This window comes from Hamadaea sp. NPDC050747, assembly GCF_040654195.1.
Lineage (GTDB): Bacteria > Actinomycetota > Actinomycetes > Mycobacteriales > Micromonosporaceae > Hamadaea.
Genome location: NZ_JBFAHM010000001.1, coordinates 62,344 through 81,870, shown reverse-complemented (window position 1 = coordinate 81,870; position 19,527 = coordinate 62,344). Strand labels below are relative to the sequence as shown.

21 protein-coding genes are annotated in these 19,527 nt (G+C 69.9%); 10 read left to right on the top strand and 11 right to left on the bottom strand.

Features of this window, described 5'->3' with window-relative positions; genetic code table 11:
- Positions 1–5: 5 nt before the first annotated feature.
- From AB0H43_RS00435 to AB0H43_RS00415, 5 genes are all read left to right on the top strand, one after another.
- Positions 6–608 carry a TMEM165/GDT1 family protein gene (locus AB0H43_RS00435; RefSeq protein ID WP_359994221.1) on the top strand — a complete coding sequence of 201 codons (603 nt, stop codon included), beginning with the start codon at positions 6–8 and terminating at the stop codon, positions 606–608.
- A 139-nt stretch (positions 609–747) separates the two neighbouring features.
- Positions 748–984: a phosphoribosylformylglycinamidine synthase subunit PurS gene (purS, locus tag AB0H43_RS00430; protein ID WP_253758909.1), complete on the top strand. Its 237-nt coding sequence runs from the start codon at positions 748–750 to the stop codon at positions 982–984.
- Positions 981–1,733, top strand: a complete 753-nt coding sequence (gene purQ / locus AB0H43_RS00425; RefSeq protein WP_359994218.1) for a phosphoribosylformylglycinamidine synthase subunit PurQ — start codon at positions 981–983, stop codon at positions 1,731–1,733. The genes purS and purQ overlap by 4 nt, the downstream gene beginning before the upstream one ends.
- On the top strand, positions 1,730–4,063 hold the full coding sequence (purL, locus tag AB0H43_RS00420; RefSeq protein ID WP_359994215.1) for a phosphoribosylformylglycinamidine synthase subunit PurL: 2,334 nt from the start codon (positions 1,730–1,732) through the stop codon (positions 4,061–4,063). Before purQ ends, purL begins: the two co-directional genes overlap by 4 nt.
- Before the next feature lie 116 nt (positions 4,064–4,179).
- Positions 4,180–5,148, top strand: a complete 969-nt coding sequence (locus tag AB0H43_RS00415; protein ID WP_359994212.1) for a hypothetical protein — start codon at positions 4,180–4,182, stop codon at positions 5,146–5,148.
- Here AB0H43_RS00415 and AB0H43_RS00410 read toward each other — a convergent pair whose 3' ends face one another.
- On the bottom strand, positions 5,149–6,243 hold the full coding sequence (locus AB0H43_RS00410; RefSeq protein WP_359994209.1) for a PLP-dependent cysteine synthase family protein: 1,095 nt from the start codon (positions 6,241–6,243) through the stop codon (positions 5,149–5,151).
- 244 nt (positions 6,244–6,487) lie between these two features.
- Between AB0H43_RS00410 and AB0H43_RS00405 the strand changes: the two genes are divergently transcribed.
- Both AB0H43_RS00405 and AB0H43_RS00400 read left to right on the top strand, forming a co-directional pair.
- Positions 6,488–6,739 carry a BldC family transcriptional regulator gene (locus AB0H43_RS00405; RefSeq protein ID WP_359994206.1) on the top strand — a complete coding sequence of 84 codons (252 nt, stop codon included), beginning with the start codon at positions 6,488–6,490 and terminating at the stop codon, positions 6,737–6,739.
- Between the two features lie 133 nt (positions 6,740–6,872).
- The gene (locus AB0H43_RS00400) at positions 6,873–8,204 is read left to right on the top strand and encodes a hypothetical protein (RefSeq protein WP_359994204.1); all 1,332 of its coding nucleotides are present in this window, start codon (positions 6,873–6,875) and stop codon (positions 8,202–8,204) included.
- Here the strand turns inward: AB0H43_RS00400 and AB0H43_RS00395 are convergent.
- Positions 8,201–8,626, bottom strand: coding sequence for an SRPBCC family protein (locus tag AB0H43_RS00395; RefSeq protein WP_359994201.1), 426 nt, complete (start codon positions 8,624–8,626; stop codon positions 8,201–8,203). The two genes, AB0H43_RS00400 and AB0H43_RS00395, sit on opposite strands and share 4 nt — an antisense overlap.
- Positions 8,627–8,681: 55 nt before the next feature.
- On the opposite strand from AB0H43_RS00395, the gene AB0H43_RS00390 reads away from it, so the two are divergent.
- Positions 8,682–9,308, top strand: a complete 627-nt coding sequence (locus AB0H43_RS00390) for a UbiX family flavin prenyltransferase (RefSeq protein ID WP_359994198.1) — start codon at positions 8,682–8,684, stop codon at positions 9,306–9,308.
- Between the two features lie 102 nt (positions 9,309–9,410).
- On the opposite strand, the gene mqnP is transcribed toward AB0H43_RS00390, so the two are convergent.
- Genes mqnP through AB0H43_RS00375 form a run of 3 tightly spaced genes read right to left on the bottom strand, consistent with a single transcriptional unit; the run spans position 9,411 to position 12,652 of the window.
- Positions 9,411–10,235: a menaquinone biosynthesis prenyltransferase MqnP gene (gene mqnP, locus AB0H43_RS00385; protein WP_359995675.1), complete on the bottom strand. Its 825-nt coding sequence runs from the start codon at positions 10,233–10,235 to the stop codon at positions 9,411–9,413.
- Between the two features lie 20 nt (positions 10,236–10,255).
- Positions 10,256–11,716 (bottom strand): menaquinone biosynthesis decarboxylase, encoded by a 1,461-nt coding sequence (locus tag AB0H43_RS00380; protein WP_359994196.1) that lies wholly within the window; start codon positions 11,714–11,716, stop codon positions 10,256–10,258.
- Positions 11,717–11,737: 21 nt separating this feature from the next.
- Positions 11,738–12,652 carry a hypothetical protein gene (locus tag AB0H43_RS00375; RefSeq protein ID WP_359994193.1) on the bottom strand — a complete coding sequence of 305 codons (915 nt, stop codon included), beginning with the start codon at positions 12,650–12,652 and terminating at the stop codon, positions 11,738–11,740.
- Positions 12,653–12,741: 89 nt separating this feature from the next.
- Here AB0H43_RS00375 and AB0H43_RS00370 point away from each other — a divergent pair, with 89 nt between their 5' ends.
- Positions 12,742–12,948 carry a toxin-antitoxin system HicB family antitoxin gene (locus AB0H43_RS00370; protein WP_359994191.1) on the top strand — a complete coding sequence of 69 codons (207 nt, stop codon included), beginning with the start codon at positions 12,742–12,744 and terminating at the stop codon, positions 12,946–12,948.
- Positions 12,948–13,328, top strand: coding sequence for a type II toxin-antitoxin system death-on-curing family toxin (locus tag AB0H43_RS00365; protein WP_359994188.1), 381 nt, complete (start codon positions 12,948–12,950; stop codon positions 13,326–13,328). The genes AB0H43_RS00370 and AB0H43_RS00365 overlap by 1 nt, the downstream gene beginning before the upstream one ends.
- A gap of 107 nt (positions 13,329–13,435) precedes the next feature.
- On the opposite strand, the gene ccsB is transcribed toward AB0H43_RS00365, so the two are convergent.
- From ccsB to hemL, 6 genes are read right to left on the bottom strand one after another with little or no spacing between them, the layout of a single operon-like run.
- A complete protein-coding gene (gene ccsB, locus AB0H43_RS00360; protein WP_359995672.1) occupies positions 13,436–14,428 on the bottom strand; it encodes a c-type cytochrome biogenesis protein CcsB in 993 nt (330 codons plus the stop codon).
- On the bottom strand, positions 14,409–15,974 hold the full coding sequence (locus tag AB0H43_RS00355; RefSeq protein WP_359994185.1) for a cytochrome c biogenesis protein ResB: 1,566 nt from the start codon (positions 15,972–15,974) through the stop codon (positions 14,409–14,411). The genes ccsB and AB0H43_RS00355 overlap by 20 nt, the downstream gene beginning before the upstream one ends.
- Positions 15,971–16,741, bottom strand: a complete 771-nt coding sequence (locus AB0H43_RS00350; RefSeq protein WP_359994182.1) for a cytochrome c biogenesis protein CcdA — start codon at positions 16,739–16,741, stop codon at positions 15,971–15,973. Before AB0H43_RS00350 ends, AB0H43_RS00355 begins: the two co-directional genes overlap by 4 nt.
- Entirely contained in the window at positions 16,734–17,288 is a 555-nt protein-coding gene (locus AB0H43_RS00345) for a TlpA disulfide reductase family protein (protein WP_359994179.1), read from the bottom strand. The genes AB0H43_RS00350 and AB0H43_RS00345 overlap by 8 nt, the downstream gene beginning before the upstream one ends.
- Positions 17,288–17,941: a histidine phosphatase family protein gene (locus tag AB0H43_RS00340; protein WP_359994176.1), complete on the bottom strand. Its 654-nt coding sequence runs from the start codon at positions 17,939–17,941 to the stop codon at positions 17,288–17,290. The genes AB0H43_RS00345 and AB0H43_RS00340 overlap by 1 nt, the downstream gene beginning before the upstream one ends.
- Positions 17,938–19,260: a glutamate-1-semialdehyde 2,1-aminomutase gene (gene hemL, locus AB0H43_RS00335; protein WP_359994173.1), complete on the bottom strand. Its 1,323-nt coding sequence runs from the start codon at positions 19,258–19,260 to the stop codon at positions 17,938–17,940. The genes AB0H43_RS00340 and hemL overlap by 4 nt, the downstream gene beginning before the upstream one ends.
- Positions 19,261–19,527: the final 267 nt, after the last annotated feature.

The following is a 19,527-nucleotide window of genomic DNA, read 5'->3' as shown; positions in this document are numbered from 1 at the left end:
CCGCCGTGGAGTGGATCACCGCGTTCCTGACCGCCTTCATCCTCATCGTCCCGGTCGAACTGCCGGACAAGACGTTCGTCGCGACCCTCGTCCTCAGTACGCGGTACCGCCCGCTCCCGGTCTGGCTGGGGGTGAGCGCCGCGTTCGCGGTGCAGTGCGCGGTCGCGGCCGGGGCCGGAGCACTGCTCGCGAAGCTGCCGAAGACGCCGGTGACGCTGTTCGCGGCGCTGATGTTCGCGGTCGGGGCGGTGATCCTGTTCCGGGGCGCTCGGAAGGCCGACGCCGAGGAGGCGGAGGCCGAGGCGGAGTATTCGCAGAAGATCACCTCGCCCCGGACCGGCTGGCGGGCGGCGCTGGCGAGCTTCACCGTGCTGTTCGCCGCCGAGTGGGGTGACCTGTCGCAGCTGGCCACGGCCGCACTGGTGGCTCGCGGCGGGCATGCCGTCGCCGTCGGCCTGGGCGCGTTCGTCGCGCTCACGACCGTCGCCGGCGCCGCCGTTCTGCTCGGCCGCTGGCTCCTCAAGCGGGTCCGCCTGACGGTCATCCGCTACGTCGGCGCGGCCATCTGTGCGATCTTGGCCACACTCACGGTCGTCTCTCTCGTGTGAGCCCCGCGAAACCACGCCCGTCGAGGTGAAAGCGGGGTCGACCCCGGTCGTTAACGAACGGGTCGCCGTCAAGTCGCGGCATCCGGGCAGGTAGGCTGGGCGCAGCCCGCACGAGACTGGCAACGTCAAGGAGAACCCCGTGGCTCGCGTCGTGGTAGACGTCATGCTCAAGCCCGAAATTCTGGACCCGCAGGGGCAGGCGGTCGCCAACGCGCTGCCCCGCCTAGGCGTCAGCGACGTCGCCTCGGTACGCATCGGCCGGCGCGTCGAGATCGACTTCTCCGGTGAGGCCGACCTGGACCGGGCCAAGGAGATCGCCGACAAGCTGCTGGCGAACCCGGTGATCGAGGACTACACGGTCCGGGTCGAGCAGTGAAGATCGGAGTCGTGACCTTCCCCGGGTCACTCGATGACGGGGACGCGGCCCGCGCCGCGCGTTACGCCGGAGCCGAGGCGGTCCGCCTTTGGCACGCCGACCCGGATCTGCACGGCGTCGACGCCGTGGTGCTCCCGGGCGGCTTCTCCTACGGCGACTACCTGCGGTGCGGTGCGATCGCCCGATTCGCGCCGGTGATGGAGACCATCACGAAGGCGGCCAACGACGGCCTGCCGGTCCTGGGCATCTGCAACGGCTTCCAGATCCTCTGCGAGGCGCACCTGCTGCCCGGCGCGCTGACTCGCAATCAGCACCTGCACTTCCGTAACCGGGATCAGCGGATCCAGATCGCGAACACGCAGACCGCCTGGACCCGGGACTTCGCCGAGAGCCAGGAGATCGTCATCCCGGTCAAGAACGGCGAGGGCTGCTACGTGGGCTCCCCGGAGCTGCTCGACCAGCTCGAGGCCAACGGCCAGATCGTCGCCCGATACGTCGGCGAGAACCCGAACGGGTCGATGCGCGACATCGCCGCCGTCCGCAACGAGGCCGGCAACGTGGTCGGCATCATGCCGCACCCCGAGCACGCGGTCGACCTGCTGACCGGGCCCTCCATCGACGGGCTCGGCTTCTTCACCTCGGTGCTCAAGGCGTACGCGGCCGCGACCGTGCCCGCGGCGTACGCCCCGGCCGCCGTTCCCGGCGTCGATCACGCGCCGGAGACGACCGATGAGGAGGTGGAGGCGTGACCTCCGTCGAGCTGGACTTCGACACCGTCGGCCACGCCGTCCAGACCCCGGACGAGGAGCAGCCGTACGCCGAACTCGGCCTCCAGCAGGACGAGTACCAGCGGATCCGGCAGATCCTCGGCCGCCGCCCGACGCAGTCGGAGCTGGCGATGTACTCGATCATGTGGAGCGAGCACTGCTCTTACAAGTCGAGCAAGATCCACTTGAAGCAGTTCGTCGAGAAGAAGCCGGCGAGCGACCGCATGCTGGCGGGCATCGGCGAGAACGCCGGCGTCATCGCGATCACCGAGCAGCTCGCCGTCACCTTCAAGGTCGAGTCGCACAACCATCCGTCCTACGTCGAGCCCTACCAGGGTGCGGCCACCGGCGTCGGCGGCATCGTCCGGGACATCCTCGCGATGGGCGCCCGGCCGCTGGCGGTCATGGACCCGTTGCGCTTCGGTGCGGCCGACCACCCCGACACCGCCCGGGTGCTGCCCGGCGTCGTCGCGGGCGTGGGCGGCTACGGCAACTGCCTGGGCCTGCCGAACATCGGCGGCGAGGTCGTCTTCGACCCGTCCTACCAGGGCAACCCGTTGGTCAACGCGCTCTGCGTGGGCGTGCTGCCGGCCGACCGGCTGCAGCGCAAGGAGGCCGACGGCCCCGGCAACATCGTCGTCCTGATGGGCGCGAAGACCGGCCGCGACGGCATCGGCGGGGTCTCCGTCCTGGCCAGCGCCACCTTCGACGAGGGCTCCGAGCAGCGGCGTCCATCCGTCCAGGTGGGCGACCCGTTCACCGAGAAGCTGCTCATCGAGAGCTGCCTGGAGCTGTACAACTCCGACCTCATCGTCGGCGTGCAGGACCTCGGCGGCGCCGGGCTCACCTGCGCCCTCACCGAGACCAGCGCCTCGGCCGGCACCGGCATGGAGATCCAGCTGGAGAAGGTGCCGCTGCGAGAGCCGTCGATGACTCCGCACGAGGTCCTCGCCAGCGAGTCGCAGGAGCGGATGCTGCTGGTCGTCGAGCCGGCCAAGCTCAACGCCGTCCTCGGCATCGCCCAGCTCTGGGGCGTCCTGGCCACCCCGATCGGCGTGGTCACCGCGCCGGAGCCCGGCGAGAGCGCCGGCCGGCTGCGGATCACCTGGCACGGCGAGACCGTCGTGGACGTCCCGCCGGGCAGCCTCGTCGACGACGGCCCGGTGTACGCCCGGCCGCTGAAGGAGCCGAACGACCTGCCGTTGCTGCAGGCCGACCGGGCCGAGACGCTGCCGAAGCCGGCCACCGGCGACGACCTCCGTGCCACCGTGCTGCGGATGGTCGCCTCGCCGAACCTCTGCGACAAGAGCTGGGTGACCGAGCAGTACGACCGGTACGTGCTCGGCAACACCGTGCTCGCCCAGCCGGAGGACGCCGGGCTGATCCGGCTCGACGAGAGCACCGGTCTCGGTGTCGCGATCTCGCTCGACGGCAACTCCCGCTACGCCCGGCTCGACCCGTACGCGGGCGCGCAGCTGGCGCTGGCGGAGGCGTACCGGAACGTGGCCGTCACCGGGGCCGACCCGGTCGCGGTGACGAACTGCCTGAACTTCGGCTCGCCCGAGGACCCGGCGGTCATGTGGCAGTTCGCCGAAGCGGTTCGCGGGCTCGCCGACGGCTGCCTCGAGCTCGGCATCCCGGTCACCGGCGGCAACGTCAGCTTCTACAACCAGACCGGGGCGGCCGCGATCCACCCGACGCCGATCGTCGGCGTCCTCGGGGTGCACCAGGACGTGACGCAGCGGGTCCCGATGGGCTTCAGCCACGCCGGGGACGTGCTGTTCCTGCTCGGTGAGACGCGCAACGAGCTGTCCGGTTCGGAGTGGGCCTGGGTGGAGCACCAGCACCTCGGCGGTACGCCGCCCCAGGTGGACCTGGCCGCCGAACGCCGGCTGGGCGACGCCATCGGGCAGGCGGCCGAGCACGGGCTGATCCGTACCGCGCACGACCTCTCCGACGGTGGGCTCGCTCAGGCGCTCGCGGAGTCGAGCCTGCGCAAGGGCTTCGGCGCCGCGATCGAGCTGCCCGCCGAGTGGTCGACCGGCTCGCAGCCGTTCGTCTTCCTCTTCTCGGAGTCCACCGGCCGGGCGCTCGTCGCCGTGCCGCCGGGCCACGAGATGGCGTTCACCGCCCTCTGCGAGGAGCGGCAGGTCCCGGCGACCCGGCTGGGCACCGTGTCCGGTGAGGGGACGGCGTTGGAGGTGGCCGGCCAGTTCACCCTCCCGCTCGACGAGCTGCGCGAGGCGTGGTCGGCGACGCTGCCGAAGCTGTTCGGCTCGACGCTCGCCGGCAACGTGGTCCAGGAGGACTGACTCAGATCGACGACGACAGCAGGGCGCCCCGGTGGCGCCCTGCTGTCGGCTTTTAGCCGGAACGCTGGCTGCTCGGCCGATTCGGCGACGACCCTGGGTTTGCGTACCGTGACCGCGTGCGTCTCCCGTTCCCGCTCCTGCGTACGTCCGCGCTTGCGGGCGCCCTCGTGATGACGCTGGTCGCGACCGGTGTGGATCCCGTGACGAGCGAGCCGGTCTGGCTGAGCGGTGCGCAGACCGCCTCCGGCTACACCGGGGCCGGCGCCGGCGAAGGTCTCGCGGCCGCGCCGGTGGGCACGGCCATCGAGGCCGCGGCGGGCGCCGGGCACGCGCTCGGCTGGCAGACCGCGGGCGGCAAGGGCTCGACCTCGCGGCTCTACCGCAGCGCCGTGGGCGCTTCCTTCGCCTTCTCGGGTACGCCGGAAGCACTGACCGTGTCCGCCACGGATGTGTCGTCCACGGCGCAGGTGACGTTCACGGCACCGTCGGGACGAGCGCTGGAACCGGGCACCTACGCGACCGGCGACGGGTCGGCCCTGGCGTGGTCCGGCCGGGGCAGCTGCCCGGCCGCCGAGACGCACAGTTTCACGATCACGTCGCTGACCTGGGCGTCCGACGGGGTGACGCTGACCGGTCTCGACGCGACCTTCACCGGTTCCTGCGGGACGTCGGCCAAGGGCCGAATCCTGATCAACGCCGTCGGCTCGCCTGCTCCCGCCACGGCCACGGCCACGGTGACGGCAGCCTGGTACGCCAAGTCCCGGGTCGGGCGGAAGACTGCGACGAAGCTCCTGATCCTGGGCCAGGTGGCCTGCGCCGGAGCGGCCCGGGTGACCTTGACCGGACATCTGGTCACCAAGAGTTCGCCGGTGGTCTTCAGCACGACGGTCGATTGCACGCCCGGCGCGACCGTCTCCTGGTCGGTGACGCTCAGCCCGCGGCCGCTGATCGCGCCGGGGATGACGGACTACTGGGTGTCCGGATCGGTCTTCGACACCTATTACCGATACACGGGTGACATTCTCACCAAGGACAAGCAGGTCGCCGTGCAGACCAGTACGACGCTGCCGAGGCGTTCGCGCTGATCAGGCGGTGGTCCATCGTCCGGTGCGCAGGAACTCCCGGATGGCCGCCTCGTGGGGGGCCAGGTCCAGCCCGGAATCGCGGACCCATGGGTCGGAGTAGTACGTGTTGGCGTACCGCTCGCCGCCGTCGCAGAGCAGAGTGACGACCGAACCGCTTTCCCCGGCCTCGACCATGGCGGCGATCAAGCTGAACGCACCCCACAGATTGGTCCCGGTGGAGCCGCCCACCCGGCGCCCGAGCACTTCGGCGCCGACCCGCATGGCGGCGAGTGACGCGGCGTCCGGTACGGCGATCATCCGGTCGACGACCGACGGCTGGAAGGAAGCCTCGACGCGGGGACGGCCGATTCCCTCGATCCGGGAGCCTAGCCCGGTCGTGGTCGTCCAGTCGGACTGTTTCCAGGCGGGGTAGAACGCCGAGTTCTCCGGGTCGACGACGCAGACCTTGGTGCAGTGCTGCTCATAGCGGACGTACCGCCCGATGGTCGCGGAGGTGCCGCCGGTGCCCGCGCCGACGACGATCCAGGCCGGAACCGGGTGCGCCTCCCGCGCCATCTGCTGGAAGATCGACTCCGCGATGTTGTTGTTGCCGCGCCAGTCGGTGGCGCGTTCGGCGTACGTGAACTGGTCCATGAAGTGACCGTCCCGGGCCGCGGCGAGCCGGACGGCCTCCGCCACGACCTGCGCCGGATCGTCGACGAGGTGGCACTGCCCGCCCTGGAACTCGATCAGCGAGATCTTCTCCTTGCTCGTCGAGGCGGGCATCACCGCGACGAACGGCAGGCCGAGCATGCGGGCGAAGTACGCCTCGCTCACCGCGGTCGAGCCGGAGGACGCCTCGACGATGGTGGTGTCCGGCCGGATCCAGCCGTTGCAGAGCGCGTAGAGGAAAAGCGAGCGGGCGAGCCGATGCTTGAGCGACCCCGTCGGGTGCACCGACTCGTCTTTCAGGTAGAGGTCCACACCCCAGGCCGGCGGGAGCGGGAAGGGCAGCAGATGAGTGTCGGCGGACCTGTTCGCGTCGGCCGCGACCTTGCCGATCGCTTCTGTCACCCACGCGCGGTCGCTGTCACAACAACGGTCTAGCTGCTCCATCTCGCCACCCTATCCACCTTGTGACCATGGTGACGATTCCTGCGTAACTCCCACCGAACTAGCCTGGCATGCGGCAATATACGAATGAGGTTCGCAAATAGTACAAGACAATTGCGGCGAAAATGACGAATCCGCAGTTTCAGGGATAACTATCTCTGACGGTGCTCTAATGGACGTACGTCCACACGGAGCCGAGTCCATCGGGCTGAATCCATGGAGGCTCCGTCGACGCTAGGAGGTGGGTGTGGACACGGGAGATCGCCTGCTGACACCGGGTGAGGTGGCGGCGTTGTTCCGGGTGGACCCGAAGACGGTGACGCGCTGGGCCGCCGCCGGGCGGATCGGCAGCATCCGGACTCCGGGTGGTCACCGACGGTTCCGGGAGTCTGAGGTGCGCGCCCTCCTCGAAGGCGAGGGCGAGTTCGCCGAGGCGGCCGGGACGGCCGGTGCCGGCGGCCACCCGACGGACACCTACGAACGACGTCCGTCCTACTGATTGGGGTGTGGCCCAAGGCCTCCATGGTGCGATGATCCACTATGGAGGCCCGGGTCGGTGTGTCCGGGCCTGGAGTCGTAGGCTGTCGCGGACGAAACCCCATCAGAAGAGAACGGGTGGTGATGGTCGCGCCATGCCCGCGAACCGTCGAGCCGCCCGGCTGCAAGAGGCCACCTGCGAGGCCATCATCGACGCGGTGCGCCGGCATCTGCCGAAGAGCGCGTACCGCGAATTCACGCTCTGGGCCTTCTCGGCGAGCAACCCGCGTCGCCACGAGTATCTCCAGGTCACCGGACTGACGCAGCTGGTCACGATGAACGTGACCCTCGTCGGTGGGCTCATCGACGCCGACGGCTGGCCGATCGTCGAGAACAAGCTCGCGCTGATGAACGCGTACCAGTATTTCGAGACGATCGCCGACAACGTCGCGATGGGGCTCGGAGCGCCGGCCCTCGGCGACGCCGGCCGGGAACGGCTCGAACTGGTCACGGCGGTCAACCGGGCCATGATCCAGGTGCTCTCCGCCGGTCGCAGCACGCCCGGCGTACTGCTGCTCAGTGGGCAGCCGCAACGCATCGCCCGCCGGGCATCCGCCTTCGACCTCAGCCTGGCGGCGGTGAAGCACGCCGGCATCGCCGAGGAGTACGCCCGCCACCGGACGGGCGAGGGCGAAGCGCTCAACCTGCCGGGTGAGGTCGAATTCGGGCTCTGGGGCGCGCTCGTCGCCGACCTCGAGACCTGCCGCGACGTCGCCGACGCGATGAACGCCAGCCCGGTCGGCGAAGTCGTCCGGGACGGGCTCGTCAACCGGTACCGGGCGGTCGATCGGACACTGCGAGCCCCGAGCCTGGCCCGGATGGAGCTGGCAGCGCTCGGCGCCCATTCGATCCTGGTCGCACCGACCCTCGCGTACGGCATCGGTGTCCTCGCGGAGGCCGTGCGCGTGGACAGCGCGTTGCCCGCGGTGGTCGCCGACGGTCTGCTCACGGACGTCCTGTTCGACGCGGCCCTGCTGGTACGCCTCCAGAACGACGTCGGCACGCGCCTGCTCCGGATGGCCGGCGTGCAGCAGGCGGCGTTGGTGCACCGGTTGACCCGGCGAGCCGTCGAGCGACGCAAGACGCAGGCCGCCGACGCGTTGGCGCTGCTGGTCGAGGAGGCGCAGACGGAGGCCGCGCTGACCCGGTTGCACAAGGACATCGCCAACGAGGAGGTCAACGTCGCGCTCTGGCACGCCCGCCGGGCGGCCGACGCCGACGGCGCCCTGCGGGCCTTCGGGGACAGCGTCGGCTACTTCACCGACCTCTACACGCAGCATTATGGGCGGCTGACCGCCGGTCTGTCGGCGCTCGACGAACGGCTCGGGGACCGGCGGGTGAGCACGGTGATCGAGCGGTTCGTGAAGTTCCACGAGCGCATGTACGCCCATCGCTACACCGAGAAGTACGGCGAGTACGCGATCTAGAACGCCTTCGGCAGCCGGCCGAAGTAGTAGCGCGCGACCGCTTGCAGCAATGGCCGGAACAACGGCCCGAAGAGTTTGAAATGGCCCGTCCCGGCGACCTCCGCCCGCATCGCGAAGCGGGTCCCCGTCGCACCGGCCGGGGTGAACTGGTAGACCGCGATGAACGGGGTCAGCGACTTGGTGGTCCGCAGGACGATCCGATGCGGCGGGACGTGTTCGTCGACGGTGAAGCGGTTGTAGAAGGGCAGCCCAAGCAGGCGGCCACGCTGCTCGTACTCCGTGCCGACGCCGCCGTCTCCGCCCAGCAGCCGCACTTCGCGTACGCCGCGCCACCAGCGGATATCGTTGCGGGGATCGGAGACGAGCGCGAAAACCTCCTCAATCGGGCGCGCGACATCGACGCTGGTCTCCACGACGAACATGACCTTGACGCTAGGCCCGGCGCAGATCAAGGTCAACGGTCGTTAGGCTGGAATCGTGCGGCGAGAACCGTGGATCGTGGGCGTGTCCGGCGCGTCGGGTACGCCCTACGCCGCCGCTGTTCTGCGTGGCCTCATCGAAGCCGGGGAGCCGGTGGATCTCGTGGTCTCCCGCGCGGCCCGGCTGACCCTGCTCGACGAGACCGCCCGGCCGTTCCGGGACGCGCACTGGGCCGCCGATCTCGCCGACTGGCTGGGCGTCTCGCTGGACGGCGCCGACCTTCGCTTCTGGCCCGCCGGTGATCTCGCGGCCGGACCGAGCAGCGGCTCCTACCCGGCTCGGGGGATGATCGTCGTCCCCGCGTCGACCGCTGCCTGCGCGGGTATCGCGCTGGGCCTGTCGAAGGACCTTCTCCAGCGGGCGGCCGAGGTGAACCTGAAGGAGCGGCGCCGGGTGGTGATCGTGCCGCGCGAGACCCCGGTGACCCGGTCCCATCTACTGCACCTGGTCGAGCTGATCGACGCCGGAGCCGTCGTGCTCCCGGCGAGCCCGGGGTTTTACGGCTCCGGTGCGGAGGCCACGGCGCAGCAACTCGTCGACTTCGTCGCGGGCAAGGTGCTCGACGCGGCCGGCGTCAAGCACACGCTGCTCACCCGCTGGACCGGGCAGCTGGGCGCTCGCTGACCTGCTCGCTCCTCGCGCGCTGCCGCTTGTCGGCGCTGGATCAGGGATCTCGGTCGAATCTTGGGCCAAGATTCGACCCGGATCCCTGATCCAGCGCGGAACTCAGAGCAAGGCGAAGACCGCGAAGGCGAACAGCGCGATCCCGACGAAGCCGTTCGACGTGAAGAACGCCCGATTCACCTTCGACAGGTCCGTCGGCGTCACGATGACGTGCTGGTACGCGAACGCGATCGCGGTCAGGACGAGCCCGACCCACCAGGGCCAGCCGAAGCCGACCCAGAAACCGAAGATCACGAACAGCGCGAACGTCACGAGGTGCGTCACCGTCGAGATGCGCAGGGCGGCGGCCACGCCGTAGCGGGCCGGGACACTGCGTACGCCGATCTGCCGGTCGACCTCGGCGTCCTGGCAGGCGTAGATCAGGTCGAACCCGCCGATCCAGAGGCCGACCGCCACGCCGAGCAGCCAGGCCGGGCCGCTGCCCGCGAAGGTGCCCGTCACGGCGAGCCAGCCGCCGACCGGGCCGACCGCCTGGGCGATCGCCAGGACGGCGTGCGGCCAGTCGGTGAAGCGCTTGGCGTACGGGTAGACGACGAGCGGGATCACCGCGAGCGGCGACAGCACCAGGCAGAGCGGGTTGAGCGCCGCGGCCGCGCCGAGAAACACGAGCAGGGCGACGATCGCGCCGGTCCAGGCGGTGCGCACGCTCACGGCTCCGGTCACCAGTTCACGCTTGGCGGTACGCGGATTGCGTGCGTCGATGTGCCGGTCGATGATCCGGTTGGCCGCCATGGCGAAGGTACGCGCACCGACCATGGCGATCGTGATGAGCAGGAGCGTCAGCCAGCTGAACTCGTCGAAGCGGCTCATGGCGGTGAGCGCAGACAGGTAGGCGAACGGCAGGGCGAAGACGGAGTGCTCGATCATGACGAGCCGCAGGAATGCCTTCACAGGCCGTACTCCTTCCAGCGCTTGGTGACCTTGGCGACGACCTCGGGCGACATGACCGCCTCGGCCGGCCAGCCGCGGTGGTAGCCCTCGCTCGGCAGTTTGCGGGTGGCGTCGACGCCCGCCTTGCCGCCCCAGAACTGCTGGTACGACGCGTGATCGAGGTGATCGACCGGGCCCTGGGTGACGACGAGGTCGTGCGCGTAGTCGACGTTGCCGAACGCACGGAACGCGACTTCGTTGAGGTCGCGGGGATCGCAGTCGTCGTCGACGACCACGATGAGCTTCGTCAGTGAGAGCAGGTGCGCGCCCCAGATCGCGTTCATGACCTTCTGCGCGTGCTTGGGGTAACGCTTGTTGATGGCGACCACGAGACAGTTGTGGAAGACGCCCGGCTCCGGCATGTGGTAGTCCACGATGTCCGGTACCAGGATCTTGATCAGCGGCAGGAAGATGCGCTCGGTGGCCCGGCCGATCGGCCCGTCCTCCTGCGGCGGCTTGCTCGTGATGATCGAGTGGTAGACCGGATCGCGACGCATCGTCATGGCCTCGACGTGCAGCACCGGGAACTGCTCGACCGGCGTGTAGAAGCCGGTGTGGTCGCCGAACGGTCCTTCGGCGTGCCGCTCGCCGGGCTCCACGTAGCCTTCCAGGACGATCTGGGCCTGAGCGGGCACCTGCAGCGGCACCGTCAGGCAGTCGACCAGCTCTACTCGCTCGCCTCGAAGGAATCCGGCGAACAGGTATTCGTCGATGTCGCCGGGGAGTGGTGCGGTCGCCGCGTAGGAGACGATCGGGTCGCAGCCGATCGCGATGGCCACCGGCAGCCGCTGGCCGAGCCGCTCGGCGACGGCGTGATGCGCGGTCGAGTCCTTGTGGATCTGCCAGTGCATGCCCAGCGTGTTGCGGGAGTGCTGCTGCAGCCGGTAGAGCCCGAGGTTGCGCTTGCCGGTCTCCGGGTGCTTGGTGTGGGTGAGCCCGTAGTTGTGGAAGATCCCGCCGTCGTCGGGCCAGGTGACCAAGCCCGGCAGCAGGTTCAGGTCCACGTCCGGTCCCTTGAGGACGACCTCCTGGCACGGCGCCGACCTGACCTTCTTCGGCGGTACGCTCTTGAGCTGCATCACCTTGCCGAGACCGTCCATGATCCCGGAGAAGCCCTGCGGCAACTCAGGTTTGGCCAGCTCGCCGATCCGGGCGCCGATCTCGTCGAAGTCGGTGACGCCGAGGGCCATCGCCATCCGGCGGTCGCTGCCGAAGAGGTTGATCGCGACCGGCATGTCACCGCGGGTGGGGCGTTCGAAGAGCAGCGCGGGCCCCTTGGCCCGGACGGTGCGGGTGACGATTTCGCTGATCTCCAAGGTGGGGTCCACCGGGACGGTCACCCGGTGCAACTCACCGGCCTTCTCCAGAGCGGCGAGGAACTCGCGCAGGTCGGTGAAGGGGAAGCGCGGTGCGGCCATGGCGCAATCCTGCCACCACGGCTACGACCGTCCGCAGTCGCCCGCCGACCAGGTGTCGAACCGCGTCGTCCAGTCCACGCAGTACGCCGCGGTCCCGTCGCCGGTCGTGGACGGCACGGTGTCGGCTCGCCAGAACTGGGCCGCGCCACCGGGAGCCGACTTGACCTGGACGTTGTCGAAGGAGACCGGCGGCACCGAGTAACTCGCGGGGGCTGACCGCACTTCTGGCGGCTCGCCCGAGAGGCTCCCCGGCTTGGCATCGGAGTAGACCTCGACGTACTGCTCCACCTGCGCCGACGAGGTCAACGGCAGGCGCTGCGAGGCGAGCAGGTGCCACTTGTCGCCCCACCACAGCCAGGCCCGCCACTCGGTGGCGAGCTGGCCGGAGTCCGGCCCCGACTCCAGGTAGATCCAGATCTGGTCACCGCTGTGGATCTTGTAGTCCTCGAAAAAGGTCCAGGAGTTGCGGTTCGTGTCGTAGGCGTAGATCCGCTGGCGGCCGCCTCCGCTCCAGCCGGTCTCCGCCCACCCGGCCTCCAACCAGCTCGTACGCCCCTCGCCGGTGTCCCGGCGGGCCATGAATCGGGCGGCGGTGAAGTCGAGGGTGTCCGGGCGGACCGCCGGGTCCCGCACGGTGATCCGGCCCAGTACGCCGGACCACGTTCCGGCGCTGGTCGCGCCCAGGTGACTGTAGGAACCCGCGCTCCGAAGACCGCTGGGCAACGGCGCGACGCGTACGCGTTGGACGCTGGTCGCCCGGGCCCGGCAAGCGTCCCGCGTCAAACTCGGCGGTTCGGCCGGCGGTGTATCCGACGGCTTCCCTCCGGGGTGGCAGAGCGGCAGGAGGCTCGCCGGGTCGTCGTTGTACACGGTCCAGCCTGAACTGGCGATCAGGACAGCGACCAGGGCGATTCGAGGCAGCCAGCGCAACGTCACAACCCGAGCAACTCGGCCGCGACACGCCCGGTGACGGTCACCCACACTGACAGCATCGGGTGATAGCACATCTTGCTATCATTCTGTGCATGGCCACCATGACAGTACGCGTACCCGACGAGCTGGGCGCGACCCTGCGGGACGAGGCCGAGTCGGTCGGGATCTCGGTCAACCAGGCCGTCGTCACCGCGATCGACGAGTGGCTGGCCCGCCGGGCCGACGAACGCGCCGACGACGTCTTCCGGACCATCGCCACGGAACGCGCCGACCTCCTGCACCGGCTCGGCACCGCCTGATGGCGATCATCTACCTCACGGTGGAGCAGGTGGCCGGAGGTGCCCGGCACATCATCGGGGCGCACGCCGTCCTGCGCGATCCGGGGCTCCTGGCATCGGCCGTCCACCGTCCGCGCACCGAGGTCTTCGGCGTCGAGGCCTACCCGACCCTGCTGGGCAAGGCGGCGGCGCTCCTGCACTCGCTGGTGAGCAACCATCCGTATGTCGACGGCAACAAGCGCATGGGCTGGGCCGCCGCGGAAGCCTTCCTCCGGCTCAACGGCATGGTCTTCACCGGCGGCGACGATCCGGCCTTCGAGCTGGTCATGGACGTGGCCAAGGGCGGCATGGAGGTCCCCGAGATCGCCGAACGCCTCGGCACCCTGTTCAGCCCGGCCTGATCGCGCCCCCAATACGCCGCTGGATCAGGGTTCCGCGTCGAATCTTGAACCAAGATTCGACCGGGATCCCTGATCCAGCGCAGAGGGAACGCAAAGGGAATGAGCGGCTACTCCACGCCGGCGTAGCTGTGCAGACCGGTGAAGAAGAAGTTCACGCCGAACAGGTTCATCAGCATGGTGAGGAAGCCGAGGACGGCGATCCACATCACCACCCGGCGGTTGACGCTGGGCGTACTACGTGCGTGCAGGTAGCCCGCGTAGACGACCCAGGAGATGAAGGCCCAGGTCTCCTTGGGGTCCCAGCCCCAGTAACGGCCCCAGGCCGCCTCGGCCCAGACGGCGCCGGCCGCGACGCCGAAGGTGAACAGCGGGAACGCGAACGCGTGGAGCCCGAAGGTGAGCCGTTCGAGCGCCTCGGCCTTGGGCAGCCGAGCGCCCAGGGTGTAGGGGAACCGCACCCGGCCCTTGTCGTAGCCGTCGCGGACGAGGAACATCGCCGCCGGCACGAAGCCGACGAGCAGCAGGCCGGAAGCGGTGACGACCGACGTCACGTGGATGACGAACCAGTAGGACTGCAGCGCCGGGACCAGCGGGGTGATCTGGGTGTAGAGCACGAGTCCGGCGAAGCCGAGCAGGAGGATCTGCACGACGGTCAGGGGCAGTCCCAGCAGCCGCAGCTTCGGCAGCCGGACGATCACGGCGAGCCAGGCGGCGCCGCCGACCAGGGTCACCGCCAGGACGAACTCGTACATGTTGCCCCAGGGCATCCGCTCGGCGGCCAACCCTCGGGTGACGACCGTCCCCAGGTGCAGCAGCACGGCCAGCCCGGTCGCGTAGACGGCCCAGCCGCCCAGGCGCGTACCGAGGTCTGGCCCGGCCGGACCGGCCGTATCGGATTCGTCGGGTGCGTCGGCCGGCGACCCGGCGTCCGGCTGCACGGCGACCGGGGGGCCGCCCGCCCCGACCAGGACCCGCTCCTCCGCCGGCGCGGCAGCGGTACGCCGCTTGCCCGCGAGGGAGTACTCCGAGGCGTGGAGCATCATCGCGATCAGGTAGCCCAGGATCGCGAAGACGAGCAAATTATCGGAGAGCGTCGACAGGTTCACGGGTGTCGTCTCCCATCTCGGTGATGCCCAGCTTGGCGACGACCGCGGCGAACTCGGCGGCGAAGCCGGGGTACTCGGAGCGCGGCAGGCCGCCGATCTCCAGCAGGTTGGTCCCGTCGTCGGACGGGGTGAGCCGGACCCAGACCCGCCGGCGCTTGCCGCCCAGCGAGAGCATCAGTCCGGCGAGCACGAGCAGGATGCTGACCAGCACCACCGGCTCGCCCGGGTCGTGTCGCAGCGACACGGTCACGAACGGGCGCGTACCGAGGAACTCCAGTTTGGAGCCGTCGTCCAGGGTCCAGCTCCCGTTGACCTCCAGTGACTTGCCGTCGCCGATCTGCTTCAGCTTGCCGTTGGCGATCTGCTTGGAGTTGAGCCGGTAGACCGAGCTCGGCACGCCCTGGTCGATGCCCAGGTCGCCCTGGTAGAAGGTGAGCACCAGCCGGGGGTTGCGCTCCTCCGGGTAGATCGACCTCGCGGCCATGCCGGAGTCCGGCGCGGTCGGCACGTAGAGCCCGGAGAACGCGACCTGCTTGGTCCGGTCGGGCTTGCCCGTCTTCGGGTCGGCGTTCGCGTCCGGGAAGGTTGCGACGCCCTCGCTGGTCAGCGTCTGCTGGTCGGTCGGCAGGAACGGCACGACCGCGGTCTGCGAGCGGCCATTGGTGTCGGTGTAGCGCAGGATGACGGCGTAGCCGTGGCCGAGCAGGTAGACGTTGGCGTCGCCGAGGCGCAGCGGGTGGTTGACGGAGAACTCGGTGGTCTCGGTCTTCTCGCCGGTCACCGCGACGGTCGCCCCGAACGACTTCGCCTGTCCGTTGTCCAGGTAGGACGCCTGGAAGTCGGTCAGCTCCAGGCAGTACTTCGGCAGGTCGGACGGGTTCACCCCGGTGCCGGGGACGTACTCGTCGAACTGCTGGGGAGTGGTGCAGAATGCCTGCTCCGGGCCCTTCACCAGCAGGCGGTTGGCGTGCCAGCCCTGCATCGAGCCGAGCGCGACGCCCACCAGGACCCCGATCAGCGCGGTGTGGAAGACGAGGTTGCCGGTCTCCTTGAGAAAGCCCTTCTCCGCCGCGATGGTCACCGTGCCGTCGGGGTGCTCGCGGGTCACCGTCCGCCAGCCGCGCAGGGCCGTGGCCAGCTCCTTGGCTCCGTGTTCGGTGCGGCCGCGGTGATGCTCCGGCAGCCGGGTCAGTCGCTTCGGAGCATCTGGTACGCGACGGAGCAGCGCCCGCGCGTGGTCCCGCGTACGCGGCAGGATGCAGCCGATGAGGGAGGTGAACAGCAGCAGGTAGATCGCGGCGAACCACGGCGACCGGAAGACGTCGAAGCCGCCGAGCTTGTCGATGATCGGGGCCAGGTCGGGATGCTCGACGAAGTACTGGTTGATCTTCTCCGGGTTGACGCCCTGCTGCGGCAGGATCGAACCGGGGATCGAGGCGACCGCCAGCAGGAAGAGCAGCACCAACGCCGTACGCATGGAGGTGAGCTGCCGCCAGGCGGTTCGCAGTTTGGCGACGGCGAAGCCGAGGATCGCTTTCACAGGCTCACCGATCCCGGTCCGACGGTGGCGCGCAACCAGATGATGAAGTCGCCCCACGCCCCGGTGACGAGGGCGATGCCGACGAGGACCAGCAGCGCGCCGCCGATCCGGGTGACCCAGTGCGAGTTGCGCCGGATCGCCTTGACCACCCCGGCCAGCCGGCGCATGCCGAGGCCGAGCGCGAGGAACGGCGCCCCGATCCCGAGGCAGTACGCCGTGGCGAGCGCCGCCGCGCGGACGGGTTGCCCGCTCGAGGTGCCGAGCAGCATCACCGCGCCGAGCGTCGGCCCGATGCAGGGAATCCAGCTCAGGGCGAAGACCGCGCCGAAGACGGGTGCGCCCCACAGTCCCGCCTGCGGCAGCCGGTGGATGCGTACCTCGCGTTGCAGGCCCGGAATCCAGCCGAGCATCGCGACGCCGAAGAGGATGATGAGCACCCCGGCGACGATCTCCAGTGTGCGGGCGTTGCTGATCAGTGTCCCGCCGAGGCGGGCGGCGAGCACGGTCGTCGTGATGAAGACGACGCCGAACCCGGCCGTGAAAAGCGCCGTCCCGGCCAGTACGCGACCACGCCGCCGCGGGCCTTCCCGCTCACCGAGCGCGGCGGAGAGGTCCGCCCCGACCAGGCCGGTCACGTAGGAGAGATAGCCCGGCACAAGGGGCAGCACACAGGGCGACAAGAAGCTGACCAGTCCGGCGACCGCCGCGAAGAGCAGCGCCAGCGCCAGCGGGCCGCCCGTGGCCATGTCCGCGAACGACTCACCCACTGGAACCCGCCTTCTCGGCCACCACCGCCTCGACAACCTCCCGCAGTTCGGCCGCGCGAATGTCTCGCCGCGTGATCGAAGCGATCCGGCCCTGCTGGTCGATGACCAGGGTGGACGGGATCGCCGACGGGGGGACGTCGGAGAAGCCCAGCGCGATCTTGCCGGCCGGGTCGAAGATGCTGGGATAGGTGGCGCGGCCGGAGTGGAACGCGATCGCCTTGTCCTTCTCGTCGCGGATGTTGATCCCGACGAACTGCACGCCGGAGGACTTGGCGGACTGCCAGACCTCTTCCAGATCGGTCGCCTCGGCTCGGCAGGGCGCGCACCAGCTCGCCCAGAAGTTCACGACGACGACCTTCCCCTGGTACGCGGACAGGTCGAAACTGCCGCCGTCGAGGAGGTCACCCGTGACGGTGGGCGCCTTCTTCCGCTTCGCCGCCTCGATCAGGCCGCTCTGCGTACCCTTCTGATCTTGATTGTCGGAGCAGGCGGCGAGGGTGACCGCGGCGAGCACGCCGAGCACCGCGGACCTGCGCGTGAGACCCATCAGGCCCCCAATCCCTTGCCGGGCCCGAGATGCGCCGCGGGCTCGGAATAGTCGATGCCGACCAGGCTGGTGCCCTCATAGCGGAACGAGGTGAGGCTGGCCAGGGCGCACTGGCGATTGCGCGGATCGTGCCAGAGCCGGCGCCCGGTCAGGAAGAGCCGCAGCTCCCAGATCGGCAATTGGTGCGAGACGGCCAGGGCCTCGTGCCCACGGGCCGCGTCGCGGATGTCGTGCAGCGCGTCGCGCATGCGCTGGGCGATGTGCAGGTACGGTTCGCCCCAGCTGGGCCGGAACGGGTTGATCAGCTTGGGCCACACGCGGGGGCTGAAGCCGACCGACCGGCCTTCGAACCAGTTCTCGCTCTCGATCAGGCGCAGGTCGGTCTCGACGGGGAGGCCCAGAACGGCCGCGCTGGGCTGCGCGGTCTGGACGGCCCGGTCGAGCGGACTGCTGAAGATGTGCGTGATGTCGCGTTCGGCCAGCGACTTGGCGACCGCCTCGGCCATCTGCTCGCCGAGCGTGCTGAGCTTGAACCCCGGGAGTCGTCCGTAGAGGACGCCCGTCGGGTTGTGCACCTCACCGTGGCGAAGGAAGTGGACCGTTGTCCGGTCCGTGGGTCCGCTTCGGGGGCGGGTGGGCGAGCGCTCGGTCATCGGGCGCTCGCGGCTGCCGCTGCCGCGACCGGCAGCGCTTTGTCGATCACCTCGAACGCGTCGTCGTCGATCGCCGTCGAGACGAACCACGCCTCGAACGCGCTCGGCGGCAGGTAGACGCCGTTGTCGAGCATGGCGTGGAAGAACGCGCGGAAGGCGGCGACGTTTTGCGTCTTCGCCTGGTCGTAGTTCACCACTGGAGTGTCGGTGAAGAAGACTGAGAACATGCTGCCAGCCGTGGCCAGGGTGTGCGGCACGCCGGCCTTGCCGAGCGCCTCGGTCGCCAGCGTGCTGATCTTCGCCGCCGTCGCGTCGAGTTTCGCGTACGCCTCGTCGGTCGCCAGCCGCAGGCTGGTCAGCCCGGCCGCGCAGGCCAACGGGTTACCGGAGAGGGTGCCGGCCTGGTAGACCGGACCGGCCGGGGCCAGCCGGCCCATGATCTCCGTACGCCCGCCGAACGCCGCCGCGGGCAGCCCGCCGCCCATGACCTTGCCGAAGGTCCAGAGGTCGGCGTCCACCGGATCGAGTCCCTGCCAGCCGCTCCGGGACACCCGGAAGCCGGTCATCACCTCGTCGACGATGAGCAGCGCGCCGTACCGGTGGGCGATGTCGGCCAGTCCCTGGTTGAACCCGGGCAGCGGGGCGACCACGCCCATGTTCCCGGCCGCTGCCTCCGTGATGATCGCGGCGATCTCGTCACCATGGGCGGCGAAGGCGGCCTCGACGGCGGGCAGGTCGTTGTAGGGCAGGACGATCGTCTCGGCGGCGGATGCCCCGGTGACGCCGGGCGAGTCCGGGACCGCCGCGTCACCCGCGTGCCGCTCGGTGTGGGCCAGGGTCGCGACCCCGGAGCCCGCCGCGGCCAGCAGCGCGTCGACGTGCCCGTGATAGCACCCGGCGAACTTCACGATCTTCGTCCGCCCGGTGAACCCACGGGCCAGCCGGATCGCCGACATCGTCGCCTCGGTGCCCGAGTTGACCAGCCGAATCTGCTCCACCGCCGTACGCCCGACCAGCTCCTCGGCCAGCTCGACCTCACCCGGGGTCGGCGTGCCGAAACTCGTCCCCCTGGCGGCTGCGGCCTGCACCGCGGCGATCACCTCAGGGTGGGCGTGCCCGTGAATCAGCGGACCCCACGAGCACACGAGGTCGACATAGCGGTTGCCGTCGGCGTCGGTGAGCCACGGCCCCCGGCCCTCGACCATGAAGCGCGGAGTCCCGCCGACCGCCCGGAAGGCGCGAACGGGGGAGTTGACCCCGCCGGGCACGATGGCCGAGGCGCGGTCGAAAAGGGCCTGGGAAGCGGGTACGTCGATCACAGCGCGCCTATTCTCGCACTGCCGCCGCGCGCTGCCGACATCCGCCCCGTGGTGAGCCGCAGATCACGGTTACGCCCGAATCCCTCGCTCCCGCGTTTGCGCGGGATCAGGGTTCTCGGTCGAATCTTGGCCCAAGATTCGACCGAGAACCCTGATCTGGTGCCTACGACGCGGCCCGGCCCCGGGGCGTCCGGCCGGGCGAGGGCGGCGCGCGGGCGGGGCTGGGCGCGAGGGTAGGCGGGGTCGCCGCGAGGGCGGGCGGGGCCG

What these genes read in the sequence shown, in the direction of transcription:
- AB0H43_RS00340 (WP_359994176.1), bottom strand. Translation starts at nt 17,941, where the DNA reads ATGACCGAGCGCTCGCCCACCCGCCCCCGAAGCGGACCCACGGACCGG.
- mqnP (WP_359995675.1), bottom strand. Translation starts at nt 10,235, where the DNA reads ATGATCGAGCACTCCGTCTTCGCCCTGCCGTTCGCCTACCTGTCTGCG.
- AB0H43_RS00395 (WP_359994201.1), bottom strand. Translation starts at nt 8,626, where the DNA reads ATGTTCGTCGTGGAGACCAGCGTCGATGTCGCGCGCCCGATTGAGGAG.
- AB0H43_RS00400 (WP_359994204.1), top strand. Translation starts at nt 6,873, where the DNA reads ATGCCCGCGAACCGTCGAGCCGCCCGGCTGCAAGAGGCCACCTGCGAG.
- AB0H43_RS00345 (WP_359994179.1), bottom strand. Translation starts at nt 17,288, where the DNA reads ATGGGTCTCACGCGCAGGTCCGCGGTGCTCGGCGTGCTCGCCGCGGTC.
- AB0H43_RS00410 (WP_359994209.1), bottom strand. Translation starts at nt 6,243, where the DNA reads ATGGAGCAGCTAGACCGTTGTTGTGACAGCGACCGCGCGTGGGTGACA.
- AB0H43_RS00365 (WP_359994188.1), top strand. Translation starts at nt 12,948, where the DNA reads ATGGCGATCATCTACCTCACGGTGGAGCAGGTGGCCGGAGGTGCCCGG.
- AB0H43_RS00370 (WP_359994191.1), top strand. Translation starts at nt 12,742, where the DNA reads ATGGCCACCATGACAGTACGCGTACCCGACGAGCTGGGCGCGACCCTG.
- AB0H43_RS00380 (WP_359994196.1), bottom strand. Translation starts at nt 11,716, where the DNA reads ATGGCCGCACCGCGCTTCCCCTTCACCGACCTGCGCGAGTTCCTCGCC.